The organism is Halorhabdus sp. BNX81 (genome assembly GCF_029229925.1).
GTDB lineage: Archaea > Halobacteriota > Halobacteria > Halobacteriales > Haloarculaceae > Halorhabdus.
In genome coordinates this window covers 2,155,562-2,181,974 of the sequence record NZ_CP107254.1, presented here as the reverse complement: position 1 = coordinate 2,181,974, position 26,413 = coordinate 2,155,562, and the positions used below count along the sequence as shown (strand labels likewise).

Genomic DNA, 26,413 nt, shown 5'->3' with positions numbered 1-26,413 from the left:
GAGCGCGATGACCACTGCAACGGACGCCGAGGTCACTATCGTCGGCGGGGGCTTTGGCGGGCTTTCGGCGGCCTGTCACCTCGCCGACGCCGGTGTCGACGTGACGATCGTCGAGAAAAACGAGGCCGTCGGGGGCCGTGCCTCCCGACTGGAACGTGACGGGTTCGTCTTCGACATGGGGCCGTCGTGGTATCTCATGCCGGAGGTGTTCGAACGCTTCTTCGAACATTTCGGTCACGAACCCGAGGATTACTACGAACTCGAACGACTGGATCCCCACTATCGGATCTTCTTCAAAGACAACGAGGCGGGAAGCGCCTCGGAACGGTCGGGCGAACAGGCCCTGCAGGCAGGGAGCGACGTGGTCGATATCAGCGCGAACCGCAACGAGAACCGCGAACTGTTCGAATCCTACGAAGAAGGGGCCGGCGAGGCCTTCGATGCGTATCTCAGGACGAGTCAGCGCCACTACGAGATGTCCATGGAGAACTTCGTCTACGAGTACCGTCCGTCCTGGAAAGACTGGATCGACCCGTCGCTCATGAAGACTGGCACACTCGGACTGAAACTGTTTCAGTCGATGCAAGGCCACGTCGAGGACTATTTCGAGAACGAAAAACTCCAGCAGATCGTCCAGTACACGCTGGTCTTCCTCGGCGGCTCGCCTTCGAACACACCGGCGATCTACAACATGATGAGTCACGCCGACTTCAACCTCGGCGTCTACTATCCCCAGCCCGTCGACGGTGGACCGGGCGGCATCGGAGCCGTCGTCGACGCGATCGTCGACCTTGCCGAGGAACTGGGCGTGACCATCGAGACCGACACCGAGGTCACGGAGATCACCCGCCGCAAGGACGGGTTCCTCCTGGAGACGGCCGACGGCGACCAGCGCCGGCCCGACGTGGTCGTCGCCAACGCCGACTACGCTCACGCCGAGCAGGATCTCATGCCGGCCCACGAACGCCAATATGACGCCGGCTACTGGGACGACCGAACCTACGCCCCTTCGGCGTTCCTGCTATATCTCGGCGTCGAGGGCGAGGTTCCCGAACTCGAACACCATTCACTCGTGTTCCCGACCGACTGGGGCGAGTACTTCGACGACATCTTCGAGGACCCGGCCTGGCCCGAGGACCCCTCTTACTACCTGTGTGTCCCCTCGAAAACCGACGACGACGTGGCTCCCGAGGGCCACACCAACCTCTTTGCGCTGGTCCCGATCGCCACCGAACTCGACGACCCACAGGAGACGCGGGATCGCTACCGCGACAAAATCATCGCCGACATCGCCGAGAACACCGGCGTCGAACTCGAAGACCGGATCGTCGTCGAGGAACAGTTCTCCATTTCGGAGTTCGCCGACCGGTACAACGCGACGAAGGGCACCGCGATGGGGCTGGCCCACACCCTCCGCCAGACGGCGATGCTCCGGCCGCCCATCGAGTCCTCGGCGGTCGAGGATCTGTACTTCACCGGGGGCTACTCGACGCCCGGGGTCGGCGTGCCGATGTGTCTGATCAGCGGCGAACACGCAGCCCAGGCCGTCCTCGAAAACAGTCGATGATGGCGACAGCGTCCGGACGCGCGGGGCGGTCGAGCCTGCTCGATCGGCTGCGGTACCTGCTGGTTCTCTCACGACCTCGCTTTTGGCTGTATCTGGCCGGCCCGGTCGTGATCGGTGTCGTCTACGCCGCCGGCTCGAGGGGCGACCTCATCACCCCGCTGTCGGTCGCGCTGTTCGCGTACTTCCTCGTGCCCGCGAACGTCTTCCTCTATGGCGTCAACGACGTCTTCGACGCCGACATCGACACCGAGAACCCCAAAAAGGACGAGGGACCCGAAGTCCGCTTTTCGGGCGAGCGGTGGGTCCTTGCCGTCGTGATCGGCTCCGGACTGCTCGCAGTTCCCTTCGCGCTCGTCGTTGGGCCTGCGGGGAAAGTCACGCTCGCGGCGTTTCTCGTCCTCGCTGTCGAGTACAGCGCCCCACCCTTCCGCTTCAAGACGACGCCCGGCCTCGATTCGCTGTCGAACGGCCTGTACGTCCTGCCGGGCGTGTTGGCGTTCACGGCCGTCGCGGGCGAGTTACCACCCACGCCGGCGATCGTCGGGGGGTGGCTCTGGACCATGGCGATGCACACGTTCTCGGCCATCCCCGACATCGAACCCGACCGCCGTGCCGGGATCGCCACGACGGCGACTGTCCTCGGGCAACGTCGGACCTATGCCTACTGCGGGATCGTCTGGGCGCTGGCTGCCGGGGCGTTCGCTCTGATTCACCCGCTGCTCGGCGCGACACTCGCCGTTTACCCCCTGTTGCAGGTCGGAATCGCCGTCTCGGGGGTCGCGGTCGACCGTGCCTACTGGTGGTTCCCGGCGATCAACACTGTCGTCGGCATGGCCCTGACGATGGGGTATCTCTGGAGGCTGATGTACGGTGGCTGAGTTCGATCGCCGACGCATGGAGGCCCGACTCGACAGCTACGTCGCCCAGAACCGCTTTGCCATCGCGGTCCTCTTCCCCGCGATCGGAGCCGTCATGCTCGTCGCCAGCGCGGAGGGATGGTTCCCGGGTATCCTGGAGTTCAATCCCTACCTCGTCCTGTTCGGGACGGCCGTGATGCGCCTCCCGCTGATCGCCGGCGTCGCGCCGCTGATCGACCGCCGGGCCGGCCTTGCGATCGTCGGGCTGACGCTGTATACGTACGGGATCGAGTTTCTCGGCGTTCTCACGGGACTGCCCTACGGCGACTTCGAGTACGTCATCGATCTCGGGCCGATGTTGCTGGATACAGTGCCGGCGGCACTGCCGATCTTCTTCTTCCCGCTGGTCCTGAACGCCTACCTGCTCTGTTTGCTCCTGCTTGGCGACCGTGCCGCGCTGACCCGAATCCGCCTCCCGGCAGTCGTCGCGACCGTCCTCGCGATGGATCTCGTGCTCGATCCGGGGGCCGTGGGCCTGGGCTTCTGGGAGTACGCCCCGCCACTCACGGGTGACGGTGCCTGGGCGAGTGCAACCGCCATTCACTTCTACGGCGTGCCGCTGTCGAACTATCTCGGCTGGATCCTGAGCGCGAGCGTCGCCGTCCTCGCCTTTGACCTGGGCTTTGAGCGCGCCGGCCTGCTCGACCGACTCGACCGGACTGGGTTCATGCTCGATGATCTGGTGAGTTTCGTGATCCTCTGGGGCGCGATCAACGCCTGGTACGGCAACTGGCTGGCGGTCGGCGTTGCCGGACTGTTCGGCGTCGGCTTGCTCGCCACCGATCGCTTCGACTTTGACGTCCGCGAGACGGTGCCGCTGGTCGACTTACGACAGTGAATTCGGACGAACGGGAAATCTCATGTTTCTACTCATGGATAGATTTTATATTTCATGAGATTGTACTTCTTGGCAGAGATAGACAGTAATGAGCAGCAACGATACCAGGCACGTCCAAACAGAGCTGAACAAAGACGAGTACGAGCAGTTTCAGAAATTCGCTGAGAAGCGCGATCTATCGCTCAAAGAGGCAGGACATCGGGCATTGCTCGAATGGATCGAACGACGCCAGGATGTCGATCCGACCGATCCTGCGTTCACCGTTCTCGACGAGATCGAAGCCCACTCACTATCGACGACGGAGGCGGACGCTCGCGAGGAAGACGATCTCGTCGAGGAGTGGCACGGACGTGACGCATCGATCTCGCTGGCTGACGATCCGGCGTCTCGGTGACCATGGCGGAGCCAGTTGAGACGCCGGTCGGGACGGTTACGCCGGAGCATTTCAGGCCCTCGGCAGTGCATCATCAGGCCGTTCTCGGTCCGAAGTTCCTCTATGCCTTGTTCAACCCGCGTGACGAGATGCACGCCGTTTCCCGTGCGTTCATGACGTTCATCCGCGACGGCGACCTGCCGTATCGGCGGCTGATACTCAACGACCACATCGTGGACGAAGCCGCCACCCGATTGAAGAAGCAGGCGTCGATTCGGCACGCAGTGACGTTTCTGGAGACTATCGAAGAGAGCACTCTCTATCAACTCGAACCGGTTCCCGGCGACGTATTCGAAGCAGGGACAGGTCGCTTTCGAGAGTGGACCGATCTTGATGCGTCGTGTACGGACTTCGTCGTCGCATCACACATGGCCGACCTGGACATCGAGTACCTCCTCACGTACGACCAGCATTACGAAGCCTTCGACATCACGACGGTACCGTATCTCAGTCAGTGACCAAGACTCGCTTTTGTCCGAGATACCGGCCCGTCCTTGCCCCAGGCGTCACGCCTTTGCAAGCTCCCCTGTCATCTGGATGTATGACTCGAACTGAACTCGCCACGGCGAGCGACAAACTCGAATCAGCGGTTGACAGTGCCGGGGACAACGCGGACCGACTCGCGGACCTTGCGGGCCAACTCGACCAGCTGGCCGACGCCGAGCGCGGCCCGGATCACGGCCGCATGGCACGCATCCAGACCGCGCTCGACGAGATTCAGCAGGATGTCGATGACGAGACGGCCGCGACTATCGAGGACGCACGCACGGAAATCAGCACCTATCGGGCGACCGTCGACGGCGTCTAAGGCCGACGGAACGCTCTCATAGCCCCCAACGCCGTCTACGACGAGTTGCTTCCGTTCTCGACCCGATCTTCGACGTTCCATTCGCAGTCGCTATGCTCGCTCAACTGCTCGTAAAACCGACGGAGCCCCTCGGCTTCCGTCTCCGGCAGGACGTGTAGCCGGACCGCTCCGTTCCGGATTGACACCCGGAAGACGTCCCCCGTTTCCTCGTCGCGGACCAGATACACGACCATCGGGAGCTCCAGAAAATCGCCGTGGCGATACGGCCCGGTATCGAGAACCCGGTCGACCACCGCCTGTAACTCCGGCATCGAGCCGCCGACTGGCTCGATACGAAACGTCGTCCCGCCCTCGTAGGATAGTCTGCCCGCGCGGTCGTACTCCCGGCTGGGCCGCGCCGCGATCGCAAACGAGGGATCGTCGGGCATAGGCGATGTTGGTCGCCCCCTGATTTGAAGGTACGGCCCGGATCAGTCGGCGATCTCCCTTTGCCGCGCACATGCGAACTCCCTCTCGGATCTTGGCTTCGGAAAATTGCCCCGGCGGCGATCACTCGGCCGCGGTCCGAACGGTGAATCGAAGCGTCAGCGGTCCGTCTCGCCGCCGTCGGGCGTCGCTTCGACGTCGCTTACGGACTCTCCTTCGTCGGCTTCCGGCCCGGAATCGTCGTCGGCGTCGAGAGCGTCACTTTCGTCTTCGTCGTCGATTTCATCGCGTTCCTGCTCTTCATCGTCGGCCTCGTTCTCGGCGTCTTTCGTCTCGCCCTCCTCACTGTCCCGATTTTCGTCGTCGGCTTCGGGTTCGCCGCTCTCCCCGGGCTCATCGAGGCCGAGGTCGGCGTTGTGCTCCTCATCGCCGACTTCCGTCCAGTTGTCCGCTTGGACTGCTGTGTCTGTATCTCCGTCCTCGACAGTGCCGAACTCGAAACCAACGTCGTCGCCTCCGTCATTGCCTGACTCGTCGGCGTCGAGTTCGAAGCGATCGATGGCGTCCCGGAGCTCGGTGGATTGCTCGGTCAGCGACTGGATCCGGCCAGTGACTTCCGTGATCGAGGCCGTCTGCTCCTCGGCGGCCGCCGAGACGTTCTCGGCCTGGCTCGCGGTTTCCTCGCTGATCGAACCGACCTCGTCCATCATGGCGACGACCTCCTCGGTCGAGGCGGCCTGATCGTCGGTCGCGTCGTTGATCGACTGGATGCCGGTGTTGGCTTCCTCGACCTGCTCGACGAGTTCCTCTAAGAGCTGGACGGCGTCCTCGACCGTCCCGATGCCGTCGGTGACGCTCTCGCCCATATCGTGCATGTCCTCGGCGACGTGGTCGGTCGCCGACTGGACCTCTTCGATGCGCTGTTCGATGTCCTGGGTCGCGTCGCTGGTCTCGGCGGCGAGGCTCTTGATCTCGTCGGCGACGACCGCGAACCCTTCACCGGCTTCGCCCGCGCGGGCGGCCTCGATCGAGGCGTTCAACGCGAGCATGTTCGTCTGATCGGCGATCTCGTCGATGAGTTCGACGATCTCCTCGATTTCGGTCATCGCCGATTCGAGACTCTCGACCTCCTCGATCGTGGCTTCGGCCTGGCTCTCGACCGCGTTCATCTCCGCGATCGCGTCCGAACCGTACTCGCGGCCGGTTTCACCGAGTTCGGCAGCCTGCTGGGACTTTTCGGCGACTTCGTCGGCCGAAGAGGCCACCTCTTCGATCGCGGCCGAGAGATCCGTCAACTCGTCGGAGGCGCGCTGGACGTTCTCGTTTTGCCGGTCGGAACCACTGGCGATCTCTTGGACCGAGGAACTCACGTCCTCGCTCACCCGCTTGACTTCGCGGGCGCTGGATGCGATCTCCCCTGCGGAGTCGTCGACCTCCGCGGCGAAGGTCCGAACCTGGGAAAGCGCGTCCTCTAGTTCGTCGAGCATCTCGTTTGCCGCGACCGCGATGTCGGCCATCGCCTCGTTGTCGGCCGTCTCGTCGAGGCGCTGGGTCAGATCACCGTCGGCCGCCTCGGCCATGATATCGCTGAACTCGTTGGCCTTGGCCTGGAGTGACTCGGCCAGTTCGTTGGCCTCCTGTTCGGACACCTGTGCCTGCTTTCTGGCGGCTTCGATCTCTTCGATGGATTCCTGGAGGTCGGCTCGCATCGTGTCGAGAGATTCGCCGAGGTCGCCCGGGACATCCTCGTCGAGTGCCGGATCCTCGAAGTCCTGGCGGGCCAGCGCCTCGGACTGCTCCGCGACGGTGCCGAGATACGACCGCGTCTCCCGGAACGCATCCCGCACTTGCCCGATTTCGTCGATTCGGCCGTCATCTGCGATCTCGACATCGAGGTTGCCGGCGGCAATCTCGTTTGCACCCTCGCTAACGGATCTGATCGACGGGATGATGTCCTGGCGGACGAACAGCGTCAACGCCAGCAACCCGGCCAGCGTCGAGCCGATCACGATGATCAACTGGTTGGTGATGGAATCCCGGAGGGCAAACGCCGTCGACTTCGGCGCGTGTTCGAGGACGATCCAGTCGGTCCCGTTGACCGGCGCGTATCCGACCAGTTCGTCAGCGCGCTCTGTCACGCCAACACTCCCGTTTTCGGCTGCCTGAATCATCGCCGCCGTTTCGTTGCCCCCGCCATATGACGTCAGCGTCACGTTGTGATCCTCGTCGAACAGAATCGTCCCATCCTCGTGGATGACGGTCGTGGAGCCGTTCTTGATCGACGCGGTGAGAGCGCTCGCACGACTGTGAACGTCATAGACCAGGATCATGCCGGTGGTAGCCTCCGGCGTTCGACTGATGTAGGCGAGTCTCGTCTCCCCGTCGACGGTATAAAACGTTCGAGCGCCCCCACTCGCGTCCGCGTTCGCTGGGGAGATCCCACCCCGTTCCCACGACAGGTTTCGGACGGAGAGGGATTCGCCCTGGAGGCCGTTGACCGTCGATCTGATTATCTCCGCGTTTTCGATATCGACGTAATGGATCGCCGTGAGTAGGTCGCGTGACATCACCTCGCTGGTGATGGTGTCCTCGATCCCATCGGCGTTGAACTGCGAGGTCATGTAATGGTTGGCGATCATCTCCGCGGTGTCGCCCTGTCTCTCGTCCCACTGGTGCATCGAATCGGCGTTCTGGGTGGCCGATGTCTCGAGTTGCTGGGTCCGCATGTCCGTCAGCTGTGCCCCGACCGAGGACTGTGCGAACAGTCCAACGACCAACACGAGTGCCGTCACGACCACGACAACGAGTAGAAACTTGCGTACGTACCGCTTTCTGATCTGGTCCGGTAGTAGCCCCTCGACCTGATTACTAATCCCTGACGACTTACTCATTATTCGTCACTGCTTTCCTCGTTTCCCGAGGGTTCGCCTAAGTGTTGCCCCGTCAGTATCAAATAAAAAATACAGTGTTGTTGGTGTCAGTATTTTTCTAAGGGCGTTGCTCACCCGGGTGTGTGATCCGCCCTCATTTGACACGATCGTTCGGTCGACGGTGTCGGAAAAAGAAGACGCTTAAGTAGCTTCACGGGGTATTCCCGGTCACTATGGCAAACGGCAAGTACGCCGCACGCAAGCTCAAAAAGGACCGCCAGCAACATCGGTGGTCCGACTCGAAGTACGCCCGCCGCGAGCGCGGCCTGGGCGCGAAATCGGATCCCCTCGAGGGTGCACCACAGGGCCGCGGTATCGTCTTAGAGAAGGTCGGGATCGAGGCCAAACAGCCCAACTCGGCGATCCGGAAGTGTGTCCGGGTCCAGCTCATCAAGAACGGCAAACAGGTGACTGCGTTCTGCCCCGGTGACGGCGCTATCTCCTTCATCGACGAGCACGACGAGGTCACGATCGCGGGCATCGGTGGCGCGAAGGGTCGGGCGATGGGTGACCTTTCGGGCGTCAACTACAAGGTCGAGAAAGTCAACGGCGTCTCGATGATCGAACTCGTTCGGGGCAACGCCGAGAAACCGGTGCGATAATCATGAGTGCAGAGACAGACGCCGAGGCCGAGGCCGACGCCGAGGCCGAGACGGAGACGACCGGCGCAAAGTTGTTCGGTAGCTGGGCGACTGAGGACATCGAGTTCCGCGATCCCTCGACCGAACGCTACATCACGGTCACGCCGATCGCCCACACGATGGGTCGCCACGCCAAAAAGCAGTTCCAGAAGTCCGAGATCTCCATCGTCGAGCGGCTGATCAACCGCCTCATGCAGACCGAGGAGAACACGGGCAAGAAACAGCAGAGTACGCGCCTCGTCCGTGAGGCCTTCGAGATCGTCCACGAAAACACCGACGAGAACCCGATTCAGATCCTTGTCCGGGCGATCGAGAACAGCGCGCCCCGCGAGGAGACGGTTCGACTCAAGTACGGTGGAATCAGCGTGCCCAAGGCCGTCGACATCTCCCCGCAGCGCCGCGTCGATCAGGCCCTGAAGTTCATCGCCGAAGGGACCCACAATGCGTCGTTCAAGACGCCGACGGACGCCGAGGAGGCGCTCGCCCAGCAGCTGATGGGGGCCGCCAACAACGACGTCCAGACCTACGCCGTCAACCAGAAAGAGGAGAAAGAACGCGTCGCGGCTGCGGCCCGGTAATCGATCCCAGCGTCTTCTGCTTTCGTCTCACGCAGTGTCGATTTTCTCGCGTTCCGCTGGGGAGCGTGAGTTCCATCGGTGACGACAACGAGCAAGTGCTTCGCTCCGTGAGGTGGCCGGCGGAGCCGCCGCTGTCGCATTCTCGAAACGACTCGGCAAAAACGCGGTAGCGTCGGTTACTTCGCGCGTCCGCTGTCGCCTGAGTTGCTCGGCCGGGTGTGTTCGGTACCTTTGCCGCGACCGTTGAGGCCACGGTTGCGCTGTCCGGCGCTGGTCAGGCCCCGCATCGCGCGGTTTTCGTGATCGTCGTCACAGATCCAGTTGAGGTCGTCGTCGTTCTCGATCGCGGGGTGGTTCGGATCGACCAGGATCGCCTCGAACCACTTCTGGCTGCCGTCTTCGCCGACCCAGTAGGAGTTGAGCACGCGCAGGTTGCGATACTTCCGGGTGGCGCGTTCCTCGGCGACGCGCTGGAGGTTCTTCCGGCGCGTGATCCGGGTGACGCCCTGGCGTTTCGAGCGTCGACCGGCCGTGTGTCGTTCCTTGCGAGCGCTGCCTTTGCGGACGCTCACGCGCGCAACGACGATGCCCTGCTTTGCCTTGTAGCCGAGCGACCGGGCGCGGTCGAGCCGCGTCGGGCGCTCGACGCGTTCGATCGCCCCTTGCTCGCGCCAGCGCTGCATGCGCTGCCACTGGAGTTCGGCGACCTTGCCTTCGTCGGGGTTCTTCCAGGCGTCTCGGATGTGTGAGTAGAAGCTTCGTGCCATATCTTTCACCGCGGGCGTTGCGTGGTTCAGCCGGCTCGGCCGGCCACATTCCGACCTGCATAGACAGGTGCCCGCTGGCTGCCCGCCGACCAGCGAGTTATCGAAACTACTCCGTTCGTCCTCTTAAACAGTTCGAACTCTTCGTGGCCGGGACAACCCGTCACTGTCTCCTGGCGGGGTCGCCTTCCCGCTTCCAAACAATTATATATCAAAATGGGACAGACATAACGTGGAGTATGAACGATGGACAGGGACACACTTTTATCGGGGCTTTCAGACGCGGGGCTCTCGACGTACCAGGCGGATGCGTACGTCACGTTGCTCGAACAGGGGGTATCGCCGGCTGTCGACATCGCCAGACACTGTTCGATTCCGGCACCACGGATCTACGACGTGCTCAAGGAACTCGAACAGATGGGATACGTCGAGACACTCGATCGGGAAACGTTACACGCACGCGCCTGTGATCCGGCGGATCTCATCGACGATCTCGAGGTGACGAGCGAGCGTCTCACGGCGGTCGCCGAGGAGATCGAGGACCGCTGGGAACGGGCACCGTTGGGCGAACACGAGATGAACGTGACCAAGCGGGCCGAGACAACGATCGATCACGCCGAGGACCTGATCCGTGAGGCTGACTCGACAGTCGACCTTGCACTCACGGACACCCAGCTCCTGGAGTTCGAAGATGTGCTGACGACCGCCTTCGAGAACGACGTGGTCGTGCGTGTTTCGGTGTTTCCAACCGCTGGTGAGGACCCTGATCTTACCGACCATCCCGTCGGCGATTTCGTCACCGAGTTGCGTCGTCGTTCCATTCGGAGTCCGTTTCTGGCGTTGGTCGATCGGACCCACGCGTGTCTCGTTCCGACCACGCGGATGCCCGATCCGTACGGCATCGTCGCCAACGACGACATCATCTCGTTTATCTTCCAGTGGTACTTCCAGACGTGCCTGTGGGCCGTCTGGGAACCGATCGGGAAACGCCAGCGGTATCCACTGGTCTACGTCTGTCTCGAAGAATTCATCCGTGACGTCTATCCGCTCTGGTGGGACGGGGCGATTATCTCCGTCACCGTCGAAGGGATCGATACTGACTCCGGCGACGAGCGGACCGTCTCCGGCGTCCTGCGGGAGGTCATCTATTCGGGACAGACGATGGACGATCGCCAACCGACGCTGGCTGAACTGTCCGGGCAAGCGTCGATGGTTCTCTCGACGTCGGCTGGACACTGTTCGGTCGGTGGGTGGGGGGCGCTGATCGAGGACATCGAGGCCCGCCGCATTACCTTACGCGGCATCGAGTGGGTCAGGTAACTGTTGGCCCGACGGGCGCGGCCACGATTTCCCGGCCGCTTCCTGCCTTGTTGGGTGGACCCTCCCGGATTGTTTGGACCGATCTGTGCAATTCCTCATGTGTCAGTAACTCGTTTTGATCTATCTCAAAAGGAAATGGAAATGGCAAATTAGCGCCGTTATCCACTGATTGTTTGGAATAACTGCACGACTGAATTACTGGTCTCGCCTGATGTGTCTCCCTGGGAACCAAATCATATAATATTTTTTATGCTATGTCGTCGTCGACAGTTAGTCCAGAAAATAGGTGTATCTGGGCTTCTATGCCGTTTTACGTTTTGATAAACGAAACACATCTCAGCAAGGGAAACAATTATATAGTGCCAATGCATTGCAAATTCACACGCGCCAACTAGTGCGCGTTCAACGGCAGTATGACAGATCCAGACAGACCACCGACGGGAGACAGAGTGGCATCGCTAACCAACCGTGTGACGAGCGGCGACGGGCAGTCACGGCGGGCGTTCCTCAAGAGCAGCGTGCTGACTGGCGCGCTCGCGTTCGGCGTCGGGACGGGTGCGCTTGGGGGGGCATCCGCGGCGATTCCGACGCCACCGCTCCACCGTGACGGGAATCTGATCAAAGATCCCGACGGCAACACTGTCACCCTCCGGGGCGTCAATATCGCCGATCCCAAGCGGATCAACGAGACCGCCCAAGCGCGCGGGATGACGGCGACGCAGGTCATCGACATGCTCACCGACGAGTCAAACGGCTGGTATCCGCGGATGATCCGCGTCCCGGTCCAGCCGGTCGACATCGGCGAGTACGAACCCGGGTCGGGGCCGCCTGTCCCAGCGTTCAACGAGAGCGAGCTCGAATCGTATCTCAGCAATCACCTCGACGAGGTCGTTCAGCGCTGTGCCGACCGTGGCGTCTACTGTATTATCGATTACCACCGCCACCGGGACGTCCAGTGGGCGGAGGGCCAGGACGGCCCCGTCAACACCGAGCTCCAGGACGAGGTCGACATGTTCTGGGACACGGTCGCACCGCGGTACGCCGACCAATCACACGTCCTCTATGAGGTGTACAACGAGCCCACCGAGCCGGGCATGTGGGAGGACCCCACGACCACCCAGTGGGTCGCCGACATCTGGCAGCTCTGGCTCGAGATGGCTCAGCCGTGGGTCGACACGATCCGCAGTCACGCGGACAACCTGATCCTGATGGGCTCGCCCAGCTGGTCACAGAGTCCGGAAGGCGCACTCGTCGAGGAGTTCGACGGCGAGGACATCGCCTACACTTTCCACATCTATCCGGGTCACAACTCCAGTCAAAGCCAGAACTGGGAGGACGCCTCGAACAACGGCGAAGGCGTTGCCGGCGTCTACGAGCAAGCGCCGCTGTTCGTCACCGAGTTCGGCTGGGAGGAAAATGCCGGGCAGTACATCGGCGGGACCGACGACTTCGGGACCGCGTTCCTCGACTTCTTGGAGAAGAGCGAGGCCATCCACTGGACGGCCTGGTGTGCTGACCCTGTCTGGCGACCGGTGATGTTCAGCCGGCCGTTCGCCGAGAACGCCGACGACTCGATCGGCGACCCCTACAACGGGACTGTTCCCGAGGCCTGTTCGGAGTTGCCCTGTGAGTGGGAACTCACGACCGGCAGCGGGGCCATGGGCGACGACATCAAGGCGGCCCTCGAACAGTACCGCAACGACGGGATCCCCGGCGAGGGGACCGGCGGTGGCGACGGTAACGGCGACGACGAGGACACCACTCCGCCCACGGCGCCCACGTCACTCTCGGTCGAGTCGACGACCGAAACCTCGGTCGACGTGAGCTGGAGCGCCTCGACGGATTCGGGCGGTTCCGGCCTCGACAGCTACGTCGTCTCCGTCGATGGCAGCGAGGACCAGACTGTCCCGGCAGGAACCACGTCGGCGACGGTCGACGGGCTCTCCGCCGGAACATCGTATCAGATCGGCGTCTCTGCGGTCGACGGAGCGGGCAACGAGTCCGCCGCGACGACCGTCGCGGCGACGACGAGCGAATCCGACGACGACGGTACCGGTGAAGACGATGACGACGAAACGACGCCGGCAGACGCCCTCGTCGTGAACGATTACGACGGCGATCCGGCGTGGTCGTCGAATCAGAACGATCTCGGCCAGTGGTGTGGGGCCGGCTCCTTCGAGAACGGGAGTGGCGAGGTCGACGATGGCGCGCTGGTCCTCGAATACGATAACGCCGGCTGGTTCGTCGAGCAGATTCAGCAGGACATTTCGGACTATTCGTCGCTTGTCATTCGTGTCAGCGGTACGACCGGTGGCGAGGAAGACGACTTCCTTCTCGATATGGGCGGGACGCGTGATTTGCTCGCGAATCTGACTGACGATTCGATTTCGACGTCGGCCTCGAACGTCACGGTCGGCTTCGAATCCGCAGGTATCGACCCGTCGGCTGGGGGACTCTCAGTCCGGCTGAACTTCTGGCAGGGTGGGTCTAGCACGCTCGAAATCGAGGAGATACGGCTCGAATAAACCGCTCCGTTTCGATCACAGCGACTCACAACACAACGACTCACGGACACAACGATGACGAACGACAACACACACGATAGCGTAGAATCGGCGACGAACGACAGTCGAATCATCGACGACGTCTCACGGCGGGACGTTCTCAAGGCGGCGGGAGCGAGCGCGCTCACGGCCGGGTTCGCAAGTAGCATCGTCGGCTCGGTTTCGGCAGACGACATTCCGACGCCGTGGCTCGAACGCGACGGCAACCTGCTTCGGGACCCCGACGGCAATCAGGTCATCCTTCGCGGGGTCAACATGGCCGATCCGGCCCGGCTGGCGCGGTCCTGGCGCAGTAAGGATTCGATGGGCGTCTTCGACAAAGCCACGAACACCGACGAGTCAAACGACGGCGGCTGGCACAACAACATCCTCCGGGTTCCGACCCAGCCCCAGGACATCGGGGACGCCGGGTCCGGGAGCATCGGCAGCATGCCTCATGGAGACGACTGGGGCCCGCTGCTGCCCGGTCAGATAGACGAGTCCGACATGGAGACGTACTTCTCGAACTACGTCGATCCCATCGTCGACGCTGCCGAGGAGGAAGGGCTCTACGTCATGATCGACTATCACCGCCACTTCCCGATCTTCCACCAGCCCCAGCACGAGGAGGATCTCGGAGATTATCAGTGCGGGAACGAGTCCTTCGAGAACGACATCGGCTTCTGTGGCGAACGTGGCGTCCTCTGGCACTCGGAGGAGCAGGCCTCCCAGCTCGATGGCTACACCGAGGAGTATGCCGCCGAGCTCAACCAGGAGCTCCAGATGTACTGGAACTTCGTCGCGCCGCGGTATAACGACCGCTCGCACGTGGTCTATGACATCTACAACGAGCCGACTGGTCCCTACGCCGGTGACTGGGGCTCGCCGACCGAACTGCCCGCGACCGGCGAGGAGGGCGAGGGCAACCCCTCATACGACGCCGACGCGAACCAGGAGTACTGGGACATGTGGGTCGACCGTGCCCAGCCGTGGGTCGACACCGTTCGCGAGCACGCGCCCGACAACCTCATCACGATCGGTTCCCCGCGGTGGAGTCAGCTCACTTACTGGGCGCCGACCAACGAGTTCGACGGCGAGAACATCTGTTACACCGGTCACGTCTACACCCACGAGGGGATGCGACCCCTGTCGGACTCCTTCGGCACGGCGGCCGAGGAGGTACCGATGTTCTTCAGCGAGTTCGGCTGGGCCGAGGGCGGCGGTCGCGACGGCTTCAGCTTCCTCGAAGGGACGACCTCCGAGTACGCCGACGGCTTCGAGAGCTTCCTCGATGAGTACCCGGTCCACCCGATCTGCTGGAACTTCGATCACACCTGGGAGCCCTCCTTTTTCGTCCACGACGAGAGTCAGGACGGCGACTGGGTCATCCACGACTACGAGGCCCGTCCCGCCCAGTGGTGGCAGGAGTACCTCTATGAGAACCGCAATAACGACCTGCCCGAGAGTGGCGGCGACGACGATGACACGACGGCACCGTCGATCCCGTCGAACCTCACCGTGACCGACGAGACGAGCTCGTCGATCACCATCCAGTGGTCCGCGTCGACCGATTCGGGTACCTCCGGACTCGCACAGTACAACGTCCTCGTCGACGGCTCGCTGGAGCAGACGGTCTCGGCCGGGACGACGAGTGCGACCATCGACGGGCTGGCTGCCGACACCTCCTACCAGATCGCGGTCTCGGCCGAGGACGGTGCCGGTAACACGTCCGGGACGACGACGATCACGGCCGACACTGACGCCGGCAGCGACGACGGTGACACGCAAGCGCCGTCGGCCCCGTCGAACGTTTCGGTCGAGTCGACGACGGAAACCTCGGTCGAGGTCTCCTGGAGCGCATCGACGGATTCGGGCGGTTCCGGCCTCGACAGCTACGTCGTCTTCGTCGACGGCTCCCAGGACCAGACGGTCCCGGCCGGCACGACGAGTGCGACGGTCGACGGCCTCTCCGCTGGAACGTCCTACCAGATCGGGGTCAGCGCGGTCGACGGTGCGGGCAACGAGTCCGCCGCGACGACCGTCGGGGCCACGACGAGCGAATCCGACGATGACGACGATGGGACCACCGGTGACCTGATCGCGTCGATCGACCCGGGGACGACCTCGGCGTCGACTGGCGACCTGGTCCAGTTCTGGATCTCCGACGAGACCGGCAACCAGACCTGGATCACCGGCCTCGAATGGGAACTCGGCAACGGCACCACCGGCCGTGGCTGGTACACCGACGAGCGCTACCAGTCGCCGGGTACCTACACGGTCACGCTGACCGCGACCAACAACGAGGGCGAGACGTCCACCGACGAAGTCGAGGTGACCATCTCCTGAGCCGTCGGTCAGGACTGATTCCGTAGCGTCGGCGGCCGGCGACGATCGCACGTCCGACCGGCCCGCCGACCTCGGGTTCGGCACCCATCGACACGACACGAAATCCGACTGAAGTCACGTACGCATCGACGTATCACCCATCCAGCGACCAACGAGAGACAGCCCCACGCGCTCCAGAGAGCCGTTCCGAACCACCACTGGCTGTCAGAACGACCCTGCGGCCGGCCGTGTTACGGGGGTAACAGACGCCCGGCCCAGTTTGGGGACCGTTCTGGACAGCCCACGATCCACAGCCATGACACACGACACCGACACGGACGAATCGACGGGAGAATCGACTACCAGTGACACGACCACCGACACCGCGAAACGGTCCGGCGATCGTCCGTCCGTCGCGACCCAGACCCGCCGGCGATTCCTCCTGGCGAGCGCGGGCGTCGGGTTGGGTGGGCTCGCGCTGACTGCGAGCGACCAGGCTTCGGCGGCGACGGTCGAGGAGGTCTGTAACTCCGACGACTACGGGTCGATCGACGTCGCCGACGGGTTCACCCTGGTGGACAACCAGTGGGGGAACTCAAACGCCGATCAGTGTGTCTGGCTCAACGACGACGGCAGTTACGGCTATGACTTCGACGCCGCGGGTGGCAGTGGGATCAACTATCCCGAGGTGATCTGTGGGACGAAACCCTGGGGGACTGACACCGGGGTGGCGGAGTTCCCGATCCGGCGTCGGGACGTTGACGAACTCGTCATCGACGTCGAGGCCGAGTACTCCGAGTCCGGCGGCGAGTGGGACTGGGCCGAGGAGTGGTGGCTGATGGACCAGCCACCGAGCCAGGAGACCGGGACCCACCAGTACGAGATCATGCTCCTCTTGGACTGGAACGACCAGCACAGTCACGGCGCGGTCGAGGCCGAGAACGTCTGGACCGACCGATTCGGCAACACCGTCGATCATTGGACGACCTACGCCGGCGGCGGGACCGACGCGACGTTCTACATCTTCCGAATCCAGGGCGGTCACGACGGCGGCCGGATCGACCTGACCGAGATCGTCGACTATCTGACCGCGGAACACGGCGTCGACGAGAGTCTCTGGCTCTCGGGTGTCGAACTCGGCAACGAGTACTGGGAGGGCAGTTCCGGCGAAACAACCTACAACACCTTCGACGTCACGATCAACGGGACGACCTACGCCAGTGGCAGCGGGACGGACACGCCGACGCCAACTCCGACCGAGACGCCGACGGAAACCGAGACGCCGACAGAGACCGAGACGCCCACCGAAACCGAGACGGAGACGCCCACGGAGACCGACACGCCGTCGGGCGACGCCCTCGTCGTGAACGATTACGACGGCGATCCGGCGTGGTCGTCGAATCAGAACGATCTCGGCCAGTGGTGTGGGGCCGGTTCCTTCGAGAACGGGAGCGGCGAGGTCGAAGACGGGACCCTGGTCCTCGAATACGACAACGCCGGCTGGTTCCAGGAACAGATCAATCAGGACGTTTCGGGGTATTCGGACCTCGTCTTCGTCCTCAGCGGAGCCAACGGCGGCGAAGCGGACGAGTTCCTGTTGGATGTCGGCGGCGTTCGTGGGCTCCTCTCGGCGTTCACTGACGACACCATCGGGACCTCGGCGTCGACGGTCACCGTCGACATGGACGAAGCAGGGATCGACCCGTCGGCCGGCGGGCTCTCGGTCCGCCTGAACTTCTGGCAGGGGGGTGACAGTACGCTCGAAATCGACGAAATCCGGTTCGAATAGGGACGCAACCGCTCGATTCGCCTGCCGTTGGCGTCCCACTGGGGACGATGGGGGGCAGGAAATACGGCAATATGATACGACGCGATACATGACACGACGCGCGCACGACACTGACGACGTGGACGAGGCATCGGGGAGTGGGGGTGAGCAACATCGCTCGAACGAGGCGGCCGGATCCCAGGGGGACACGTCTCGACGTGCGTTCCTGAAGAGCGGTGTTGCGGTCGGCGCAGGGACGGTTGCGCTCGGCCTGGGCCAGCAGGCCTCGGCGGCCACGGCGACTGACCCGTCGAATCTCGATCTGTACCTGCTGTTTGGCCAGTCGAACATGGAGGGGCAGGGACCGATCGAAGAGCAGGATCGAGGGACGAACCCGCGGATCCACGTCCTCGCTGACAAGACCTGTCCGAACCTCGATCGCGAGTATGGCGAGTGGTATCTGGCCGAACCGCCGCTCAACCGATGCTATGGACAACTCGGCCCCGGCGATTACTTCGCCAAGACCCTGATCGAGGAGCTGCCGGACGATCGGTCGATCGGGCTCGTCCCCGCAGCCGTCAGCGGGGCCGACATTGCCCTCTTCGAAAAGGGGGCACCGATCGGGCGGAACGACCGCGACATTCCACCGCAGTTCGACGGCGGGTACGAGTGGATGGTCGATCTCGCCGAGACGGCCCAGCAAGTCGGGACGTTCAAGGGCATCCTGTTCCACCAGGGTGAGACAAACACGAACGATCAGCAGTGGACCGCCCAGGTCGAGGGTATCGTCAAGGATCTCCGCGCCGACCTCGGTATCGGCAACGTCCCGTTCCTGGCGGGCGAGATGCTCTATGACTCGGCTGGGGGGTGTTGTGGCTCGCACAACACCGAAGTCAACGAACTCCCGGACGTCATCGAGAACGCCCACGTTGTCTCGGCTGAAGGACTTGCCGGCCAGGATTACGCGCACTTCACGTCAGACGCGTATCGGGAACTCGGTCGCCGCTACGCCGCGGAGATGCTGGAACACGTCGACGTCAGCGGCGGGACCGACGACGGATCCGGCGGCAACTCCGGTGATGATTCGGGTGGCAACGATGGCGATGGGTCGGGCAGTGACTCCGATGATGACTCGGACAGTGACACTGGCGACTCCGGCGATGATTCGGGCGATGACGCCGGTAGCGACTCAGGGGGTTCCAGCGAGTATCCCACGTGGGATTCAACTGCCGTTTATCGCACCGGCGATCGGGTCGTCCACGACGGACGCGTCTGGGAGGCCCAGTGGTACACCCTGGATCAGGAACCCCGCGAGGAGGACTACTACGTTTGGCAACCCGTCGATGGGAGCTCCACCGGGGGGAGCGCTGGCAGTGACGTCGGTGCGGGAAGCGGCGACACCACCGACGACACTGCTGGAGGCGACATCGGCGGCAGTGATGATAGCGGGTCCGGTGGCGATGCCGGGGACACCGACGGTAGCGATGCCGTGCTCGCCGAGGTGGAGCCGAGTACGACGTCGGCCAGTGTCGGTGAGCGTGTCACATTCAGGGTCACCGATACGAGTGGTGAGGGTCACTGGATCGCGTCTTTGTCGTTCGACTTCGGCGATGGGTCGACAGCGACTGGCTGGTGGGCGGCACACACCTACGATTCGGCGGGTACCTACACGGTCGCGCTGACTGCCACCAGCGACGGCGGTGATTCGAGCACGCACGAAGTGACGATTACAGTTTCCTAAACTGCGTTTCGGGCTCCAACACACAACTGACTCATACAGATGACACCAGACACGAACGACGACATCGACACATCGACGGCCGGCCCCGTCGAGGCCGACGATTCTGTCGGCTCGATGGACCGGCGAGACTATCTTCAGACCGTCGCGGCAGCGGCCGCGGCGGCCGGACTCGGCGCTGCCACAACGGGTGGCGCAGCCGCCGAGACGGCTGACACTTCCTTGAGTATCGACGAACGGATCGAAGAACACCGGACCGGCGATCTGGAAGTGGTCGTCGAGAACCCCGACGGCTCGACGGTCTCGGACGCCGAGGTCTCGATCGCCCAGCAGGAACACGCGTTCAGCTTCGGCACCGCCGTCAACGCCGACAGGCTCGTCAACGAGAGCGACCCCGGCGACAACTACCGCGAGTACGTCCCGGAGCTGTTCAACACGGCGGTGCTCGGTAACCACCACAAGTGGCGGTTCTGGGAGAACAACCGGCAGGTCGCCGACGAGGCGACCAACTGGCTGCTCGATCAGGGACTGGACATGCGCGGGCACGTCTGTCTCTGGGGCCGGGAGGACGTCGCGGCGATCCCGGACGATATCTTGACGGCGATCGAGGAACGCGACGCCGAGACGATCCGCGAGCGTTCGATGGCCCACATCGAGGAGATCATCACCCACTACGGTGACGACATCACCGACTGGGATGTCGTCAACGAGGCGATGCACGCCTACCAGCTGCAGCTCGGTGTCTACGGCGATCAGATCGACACCGAGGAGCCCTGGAACGGCGAGGTTGTCCCGTGGACCTCTCCACTCCTGGCGGCGTGGTACGAGACGGCCGCGTCGGTGATCGCGGAGCACGACCTCGACGTCGGGATCGCGGTCAACGACTTCAACCAGTTCCCCTACGCCTACACGGACAACCGCTACGAGTCGGAGATCGACCACATCAACGCCAACGGGGCACAGTTGGACACGGTCGGTCTCCAGGCACACATTGCCGCCCGAGAGGGCGAGTTCAATTCCAACGACGATCCGGACGGCCGGATCGACGCCGACCAGGTCGTCTCGGAGATCAACACGTGGGCCGACCATGGCGCACGCGTGAAGATCACTGAATTCGACACGTACAACGGCGACGACTGGAACTCAGATGAGGAACGCGCCGACGTGACGGAGAACTACCTCCGGGGTGCGTTCAGCCATCCTGGCGTCGACGCGTTCATCATGTGGGGCTTCTGGGACGGCGACCACTGGGAAGACGAAGCGCCGCTGTTCTACGAGGACTGGTCCCAGAAACCCGCCTACGACGTCTGGACCGGCCTGGTCTACGACGAGTGGTGGACCGACGACTCCGGCACGACCGACGCCAGTGGAACCTACGCCACGACGGCATTCCTGGGTGACCACGAAGTCACCGTCAGTACCGATAGCGCAGAGACGACCGAGTCAGTCGAAGTCACGGACGCCTCGGGCACGACGACGGTCACGGTCACCGTCGCGGGTGACGGCAGCGCCGCGGACGACACCCAGCCGCCGTCGGTGCCGACGAATCTCTCGGTGTCGACGACGACCGACTCGACGGTCACCGTCTCCTGGGACGGCGTGACGGACAACGGGACCGCCGGGCTGGACCAGTACGTCGTCTCCGTGGGCGGCTCGCAGGACCAGACGATCGGTGCCGGCATGACGACCGCGACGGTCGAGGGGCTCGACGCGGCGGCGACCTACGAGATCGGCGTCTCGGCGGTCGACAGTGCGGGCAACGAGTCCGACGCCGCGACGGTATCGGCGACGACCGCGGACAGTGATGATGGTACCGACGACGGTGATGGAGACGAGGATGGCGACGGCATCGACGACGGCGAAGACGACGGCGAGACGCCTGTCGAGGCACTCGTCGTCAACGATTACGACGGCGATCCGGCGTGGGCGTCCAATCGCAACGATCTCGGCCAGTGGTGCGGGGCCGGCTCGTTCGAGAACGGTGGCGGCGCGGTCGAGGACGGGGCGCTGGTCCTCGAATACGACAACGCCGGCTGGTTCGTCGAGCAGATCCAGCAGGACGTCTCGGAGTACTCGGAACTGGTGTTGGTCCTGGCCGGTGACGACGTCCAAGCGGACGAGTTCCTGCTGGACGTGGGTGGCGCTCGGGGGCTCCTCTCTGCGTTCACCGACGACGCCATCGGAACGTCGGCCTCGACCGTCACCGTCGACATGGAATCGGCAGGTATCGACCCGTCGACCGGGGGGCTCTCGGTTCGACTGAACTTCTGGCAGGGCGGCAGTGGCACGCTCGAAATCGAGGAGATCCGCTTCCAGTAGCGGATTCGCCCTCGAAACGCGGCGAAATACCAACTCACGATGACAACCGACGATTCACACGACATCGACGCATCGGCGCACGAATCAGACGACGTCCGCGACGCGAGCGAATTGACGACCGACGGGGAAGGCCCCGTCGGCTCGATGGACCGGCGAGACTATCTCCAGACCGTCGCGGCAGCGGCCGCGGCGGCCGGACTCGGCGCTGCCACAACGGGTGGCGCGGCCGCAGAGACCGCGGACACCTCGCTGGATATCGACGAGCGCATCGAGGAACACCGGACCGGCGATCTGGAAGTCGTCGTCGAGAACCCCGACGGCTCGACGGTCTCGGATGCCAGCGTTTCGGTTTCCCAGCAGGAACACGACTTTGGCTTCGGGACGGCCGTCAACGCCAACACGTTGATCAACAGCTCCAGCGAGGGCGACAACTATCGGGAGTACATCCCCGAACTGTTCAACAAGGCGGTGATGGAGAACCGCCACAAGTGGGACTTCTGGGAGAACGAACAGCAACTGGCCGATGAGGCGACCGAGTGGATCTTGAATCAGGGCCTGGACATGCGTGGGCACGTCTGCATCTGGGGCCGGGAGGACGTCGCGGCGATCCCGGACGACATCCTGACGGCGATCGACGAGGGTGACGAGCAGACGATTCGCGAGCGCTCGATGGCTCACATCGAGGAGATCATCACCCACTACGGCGAGGACTTCACCGAGTGGGAGATCGTCAACGAGGCGATGCACGCCTACCAGCTCCAGATCGGTGTCTACGGCGACCAGATCGACACCGAGGAGCCTTGGACCGGCGACGTCGTGCCCTGGACCTCCGAACTGCTGGCCGATTGGTACGACCAGGCCGAGTCGGTGATCGAGGAGAACGACCTCGATCTCGGGATCGCGGTCAATGACTTCAACCAGTTCGCGTACGGCTACACCGACAACCGGTACGTCAACGAGATTCAACATATCAACACCAACGCCGTCCAGCTCGATACGGTCGGCCTTCAGGCTCACGCCGGTGCCCGGACGGGCGAGTTCAACTCGAACGACAGCCCGGACGGCCGGATCAGCGCCGCACAGGTCACCGAGGAGATGAACAAGTGGGCGGATCTCGGTGCGCGCCTGAAGATCACGGAGTTCGACACGTACAACGGCGACGACTGGAATTCCGACGAGGAGCGCGCGGAGGTCTTAGAGAACTACCTCCGCGGAGCGTTCAGCCATCCCGGGTGTGACGACTTCATCATGTGGGGCTTCTGGGACGGCCGCCACTGGGAGAACGAGGCACCGCTGTTCTACGATGATTGGTCGACAAAGCCGGCGTACGATGTCTGGACCGGACTGGTGTACGACGAGTGGTGGACCGACGATTCCGGCACGACCGACGCCAGTGGAACCTACGCCACGACGGCGTTCCTGGGTGACCACGAAGTCACCGTCAGCACCGACAGCGCGGAGACGACTGAGACAGTCTCGGTCTCGGACGCCTCGGGGACGACGACGGTGACAGTGACGCTCGAAGGCGACGGGGACAGTGACGGCGACACCCAGCCACCGGAAACGCCGACGAACCTGACCGCGACTGATTCCACGAGCTCCTCGATCACCGTCTCCTGGGACGGCGTCACGGACAACGGCACCTCCGGTCTGGATGTCTACGTCGTCTCCGTCGACGGCAGCGAGGACCAGCAGGTCGGTGCCGGGATGACGACCGCGACGATCGACGGGCTGGATGCCGCCACGACCTACGAGATCGGCGTCTCGGCGGTCGACGGCGCGGGCAACGAGTCCGAGACGGCGACCGTCCAGGCAACGACCGACGAGGATGGCGACGGCGACGGAGATGGCGATGGTGATGGCAACGGCGATGGCGATGGTGAAGAAGACGGTGACGAAACTGGCGACGGTGATCTGATCGCCGAGATGGATCCGAGTACGACCGACGCCGCGGTCGGCGAGCGGGTCACCTTCCGGGTGACGGATACGACCGACTCGGGCAACTGGATCAGCTCCCTGGAGTGGGACCTCGGCAACGGCGACACGGCGAGTGGCTGGTACACCGAGACGACCTACGAGTCCGCCGGCACCTACACCGTGGCGCTGACGGCGACGAATAACGACGACGAGTCCACCACCCACGAGGTCGATATCGTCGTCGGCGGTGGTGACGGCGATGGCGACGGAGAGGGAGACAGCGATGGAGATGGCGACGGTGACGGAGATGGCGACGGTGGCGACGGCACGACCGACGACCTGATCGCTGAGATCAACCCGAGCACCACGGAGGCGAGTGTCGGCGAGACGGTCCAGTTCTGGGTTTCTGACCGATCCGGTTCCGCGAACTGGATCACTGGCGCCGAGTGGGAACTGGGCGATGGGTCCACGGCGAGCGGCTGGTATGCGGAGACGACCTACGAGTCGGCCGGCACCTACACCGTGACGCTGACCGCCACCAACAACGACGACGAGTCAACTACGGACGAGGTGACCATCACAGTCTCCTGATCAGCCAAAGCCGAACCGCCGGCGACCGGACTGGGCCGGGCACACTCATAGGGACCGATCACGGCCGGCCTCCCGCTGTCGGGGAGACGACTGCGACGATGTGGGGGTGAACTGAGACGAGTTCGATGGGGACGACTGAAACAAACTGAGGCAAAGACGACAAATGACCGACAATACGATACAATCGACGGATTCGGCGGACAGCCAGCGAGCGACTTCCAGCGGGGATACGGGGGGCCAGGAGCCACGGGCGGTTTCGAGCGGGCTCCCGTCGCCGGCTCGCAGAGACGTGCTGAAAGCCATCGGTAGCGGGGCGCTGATCGGTGTCCTCGGGACCGGTAGCGCCAGCGCCGATCCGGCCACGTTCGGCGATGGGGTAAATCTCCAGCCGTCGTACTTCTGTGATGGCGAGCAGGCGCTGGGTTGGGAGCTGATGAATCAGTACCCGGATATCCAGACCGTCCGGATCGAGATCGAGCCGTTCTCCTTTGCAGAGGTGGCGACGACGGTCGAGGACGCCAAATGCTGGATCGACGAGGCCGGCGAGAACGGCAAGGATATCATCGCGACCTATCATCATTATCCGGACAACGGGTCGCCGGAGGCATCGGCGCTCCAGAATGCTGCGGATTTCTGGGTCGAACACTACGAGACACTTTCCCAAGACACGGAATTCACGATCAACATGATGAACGAATGGGGTGATCACGACGTTACTGCTGAGGCATACGCAGCGGCATACGACCAGGCTATCAACACTGTCCGGGCAAGCACGAGCTACGCCGGGCCGATCGTCTGTGACGCTCCGGGGTGGGGACAGGGCACCTATCGGCTGGCCGACGCGGTCGAGCAGATCGAGGACGATGATTTGATCCTTTCGGCGCACGTCTACCCCAGCGCCTGGAACGCGACGACCGGCCAGAACCTCGTCCCCGCGGATCTCGACGTGCTGGACGAGACGGGCTATCCGTGTCTGATCGGGGAGTTTGGCAACTACGCCGACAGCACGGGTGCCGACTGGTCGGCGATCATCGACTACGCGAAGGAACTCGGCTGGCCGGTGATCGGCTGGGCCTGGAACGGCGACGGCTCGGACGATCCCATGAACATGGCCGATCCGTACTGGGGTGACGAGTGCGGTGTCGACTCCTATACGGCGAGTGGCTATTTCGACGTCGTTTACGACAGACTTGGTGATAGCACCGGCGACAGCGGCGATGGGGATGGCGACGGGAGCGACATTGGGGATGACGGCGGCGATGGTGGGGATAGTGCAAGCGGTAGCGATGGGACGACCGACGATCTCATCGCCGAGATCCATCCGAGCACGACCGACGCCGGCGTCGGTGACCGCGTCACGTTTTCGGTGACGGACATGTCCGGGAGCACTCGCTGGATCGACTCGCTTGCGTGGGACTTCGACGACGGGGAGACGGCGACTGGCTGGTGGACCGAACACACGTTCGAGGCAGCGGGGACCTACACGGTCGCCCTGACCGCGACCGATAACGACGGCGTGTCCACGACGCACGAGGTCGACATCGTCGTCGGTGATGGAGCGGGCGACGGTGAAAGCGATGGTGGCGACAACCAGGGCGGCACCGATGGCGATGACGGGAGTGGCGATGGAGACGCCAGCGGTGGTGCTGATGGCGGCGACGCCAGCGACGGTGAAGACGATGGCGATGGATCGTCCGGGAATCTGCTTGCGGAGATGAACCCGAGCACGACCGACGCCGGCGTTGGTGACCGCGTCACGTTTTCGGTGACGGACATGTCCGGGAGCACTCGCTGGATCGACTCGCTTGCGTGGGACTTCGACGACGGGGAGACGGCGACTGGCTGGTGGACCGAACATGCCTACGACTCGACAGGGGCCTACACGGTTGCCCTGACCGCGACCGACAACGAGGGGGCGTCCACGACGCACGAGGTGACCATTACCATCTCCTGAGCCGGTCGCTCGATTCCGGTCAGATCGAGGGCTAGG

At 63.4% G+C, this 26,413-nt stretch carries 19 protein-coding genes; 16 read left to right on the top strand and 3 right to left on the bottom strand.

All coding sequences use genetic code 11. The features are described 5' to 3' along the window. The first annotated feature begins 7 nt into the window (after positions 1–7). The 6 genes from crtI to HBNXHr_RS10910 all read left to right on the top strand — a co-directional run bounded on the left by crtI (position 8) and on the right by HBNXHr_RS10910 (position 4,563). Positions 8–1,567: a phytoene desaturase family protein gene (gene crtI / locus HBNXHr_RS10935; RefSeq protein ID WP_275882151.1), complete on the top strand. Its 1,560-nt coding sequence runs from the start codon at positions 8–10 to the stop codon at positions 1,565–1,567. Then, entirely contained in the window at positions 1,564–2,445 is an 882-nt protein-coding gene (locus tag HBNXHr_RS10930; RefSeq protein WP_275882150.1) for a prenyltransferase, read from the top strand. Before crtI ends, HBNXHr_RS10930 begins: the two co-directional genes overlap by 4 nt. A 16-nt stretch (positions 2,446–2,461) precedes the next feature. Beyond that, on the top strand, positions 2,462–3,322 hold the full coding sequence (gene cruF / locus HBNXHr_RS10925; protein WP_345893725.1) for a bisanhydrobacterioruberin hydratase: 861 nt from the start codon (positions 2,462–2,464) through the stop codon (positions 3,320–3,322). Positions 3,323–3,410: 88 nt separating this feature from the next. Next, positions 3,411–3,716 carry a hypothetical protein gene (locus tag HBNXHr_RS10920; protein WP_275882148.1) on the top strand — a complete coding sequence of 102 codons (306 nt, stop codon included), beginning with the start codon at positions 3,411–3,413 and terminating at the stop codon, positions 3,714–3,716. A 2-nt stretch (positions 3,717–3,718) separates the two neighbouring features. Beyond that, complete coding sequence (locus tag HBNXHr_RS10915) at positions 3,719–4,213, top strand: type II toxin-antitoxin system VapC family toxin (protein ID WP_275882147.1); 495 nt, start codon at positions 3,719–3,721, stop codon at positions 4,211–4,213. 83 nt (positions 4,214–4,296) lie between these two features. Next, entirely contained in the window at positions 4,297–4,563 is a 267-nt protein-coding gene (locus HBNXHr_RS10910) for a hypothetical protein (RefSeq protein ID WP_275882146.1), read from the top strand. Positions 4,564–4,598: 35 nt separating this feature from the next. Here the strand turns inward: HBNXHr_RS10910 and HBNXHr_RS10905 are convergent, their stop codons facing one another. Both HBNXHr_RS10905 and HBNXHr_RS10900 read right to left on the bottom strand, forming a co-directional pair. After that, positions 4,599–4,991, bottom strand: coding sequence for a hypothetical protein (locus HBNXHr_RS10905; RefSeq protein ID WP_275882145.1), 393 nt, complete (start codon positions 4,989–4,991; stop codon positions 4,599–4,601). A 156-nt stretch (positions 4,992–5,147) separates the two neighbouring features. Beyond that, a complete protein-coding gene (locus HBNXHr_RS10900; protein WP_275882144.1) occupies positions 5,148–7,880 on the bottom strand; it encodes a methyl-accepting chemotaxis protein in 2,733 nt (910 codons plus the stop codon). Positions 7,881–8,092: 212 nt separating this feature from the next. Here HBNXHr_RS10900 and HBNXHr_RS10895 point away from each other — a divergent pair, with 212 nt between their 5' ends. Continuing rightward, the gene (locus HBNXHr_RS10895) at positions 8,093–8,521 is read left to right on the top strand and encodes a 30S ribosomal protein S12 (protein WP_008523925.1); all 429 of its coding nucleotides are present in this window, start codon (positions 8,093–8,095) and stop codon (positions 8,519–8,521) included. A gap of 2 nt (positions 8,522–8,523) precedes the next feature. Continuing rightward, positions 8,524–9,138, top strand: a complete 615-nt coding sequence (locus tag HBNXHr_RS10890; RefSeq protein WP_275882143.1) for a 30S ribosomal protein S7 — start codon at positions 8,524–8,526, stop codon at positions 9,136–9,138. 176 nt (positions 9,139–9,314) lie between these two features. On the opposite strand, the gene HBNXHr_RS10885 is transcribed toward HBNXHr_RS10890, so the two are convergent. Further along, positions 9,315–9,905, bottom strand: coding sequence for a 50S ribosomal protein L15e (locus HBNXHr_RS10885; RefSeq protein WP_275737228.1), 591 nt, complete (start codon positions 9,903–9,905; stop codon positions 9,315–9,317). A 243-nt stretch (positions 9,906–10,148) separates the two neighbouring features. Here HBNXHr_RS10885 and HBNXHr_RS10880 point away from each other — a divergent pair, with 243 nt between their 5' ends. The 8 genes from HBNXHr_RS10880 to HBNXHr_RS10845 all read left to right on the top strand — a co-directional run bounded on the left by HBNXHr_RS10880 (position 10,149) and on the right by HBNXHr_RS10845 (position 26,377). After that, the gene (locus HBNXHr_RS10880; protein ID WP_275882142.1) at positions 10,149–11,222 is read left to right on the top strand and encodes a TrmB family transcriptional regulator; all 1,074 of its coding nucleotides are present in this window, start codon (positions 10,149–10,151) and stop codon (positions 11,220–11,222) included. A gap of 413 nt (positions 11,223–11,635) precedes the next feature. Further along, entirely contained in the window at positions 11,636–13,747 is a 2,112-nt protein-coding gene (locus HBNXHr_RS10875) for a cellulase family glycosylhydrolase (RefSeq protein ID WP_275882141.1), read from the top strand. 54 nt (positions 13,748–13,801) lie between these two features. Further along, on the top strand, positions 13,802–16,111 hold the full coding sequence (locus HBNXHr_RS10870) for a fibronectin type III domain-containing protein (RefSeq protein WP_275882140.1): 2,310 nt from the start codon (positions 13,802–13,804) through the stop codon (positions 16,109–16,111). A gap of 295 nt (positions 16,112–16,406) precedes the next feature. Next, the gene (locus HBNXHr_RS10865; protein ID WP_275882139.1) at positions 16,407–17,879 is read left to right on the top strand and encodes a hypothetical protein; all 1,473 of its coding nucleotides are present in this window, start codon (positions 16,407–16,409) and stop codon (positions 17,877–17,879) included. Between the two features lie 88 nt (positions 17,880–17,967). Beyond that, complete coding sequence (locus tag HBNXHr_RS10860; RefSeq protein ID WP_275882138.1) at positions 17,968–19,599, top strand: sialate O-acetylesterase; 1,632 nt, start codon at positions 17,968–17,970, stop codon at positions 19,597–19,599. A gap of 39 nt (positions 19,600–19,638) precedes the next feature. After that, on the top strand, positions 19,639–21,915 hold the full coding sequence (locus tag HBNXHr_RS10855; RefSeq protein WP_275882137.1) for an endo-1,4-beta-xylanase: 2,277 nt from the start codon (positions 19,639–19,641) through the stop codon (positions 21,913–21,915). Positions 21,916–21,954: 39 nt separating this feature from the next. Next, positions 21,955–24,423 (top strand): endo-1,4-beta-xylanase, encoded by a 2,469-nt coding sequence (locus tag HBNXHr_RS10850; RefSeq protein ID WP_275882136.1) that lies wholly within the window; start codon positions 21,955–21,957, stop codon positions 24,421–24,423. 163 nt (positions 24,424–24,586) lie between these two features. Further along, a complete protein-coding gene (locus tag HBNXHr_RS10845; protein ID WP_275882135.1) occupies positions 24,587–26,377 on the top strand; it encodes a PKD domain-containing protein in 1,791 nt (596 codons plus the stop codon). Positions 26,378–26,413 lie beyond the last annotated feature (36 nt).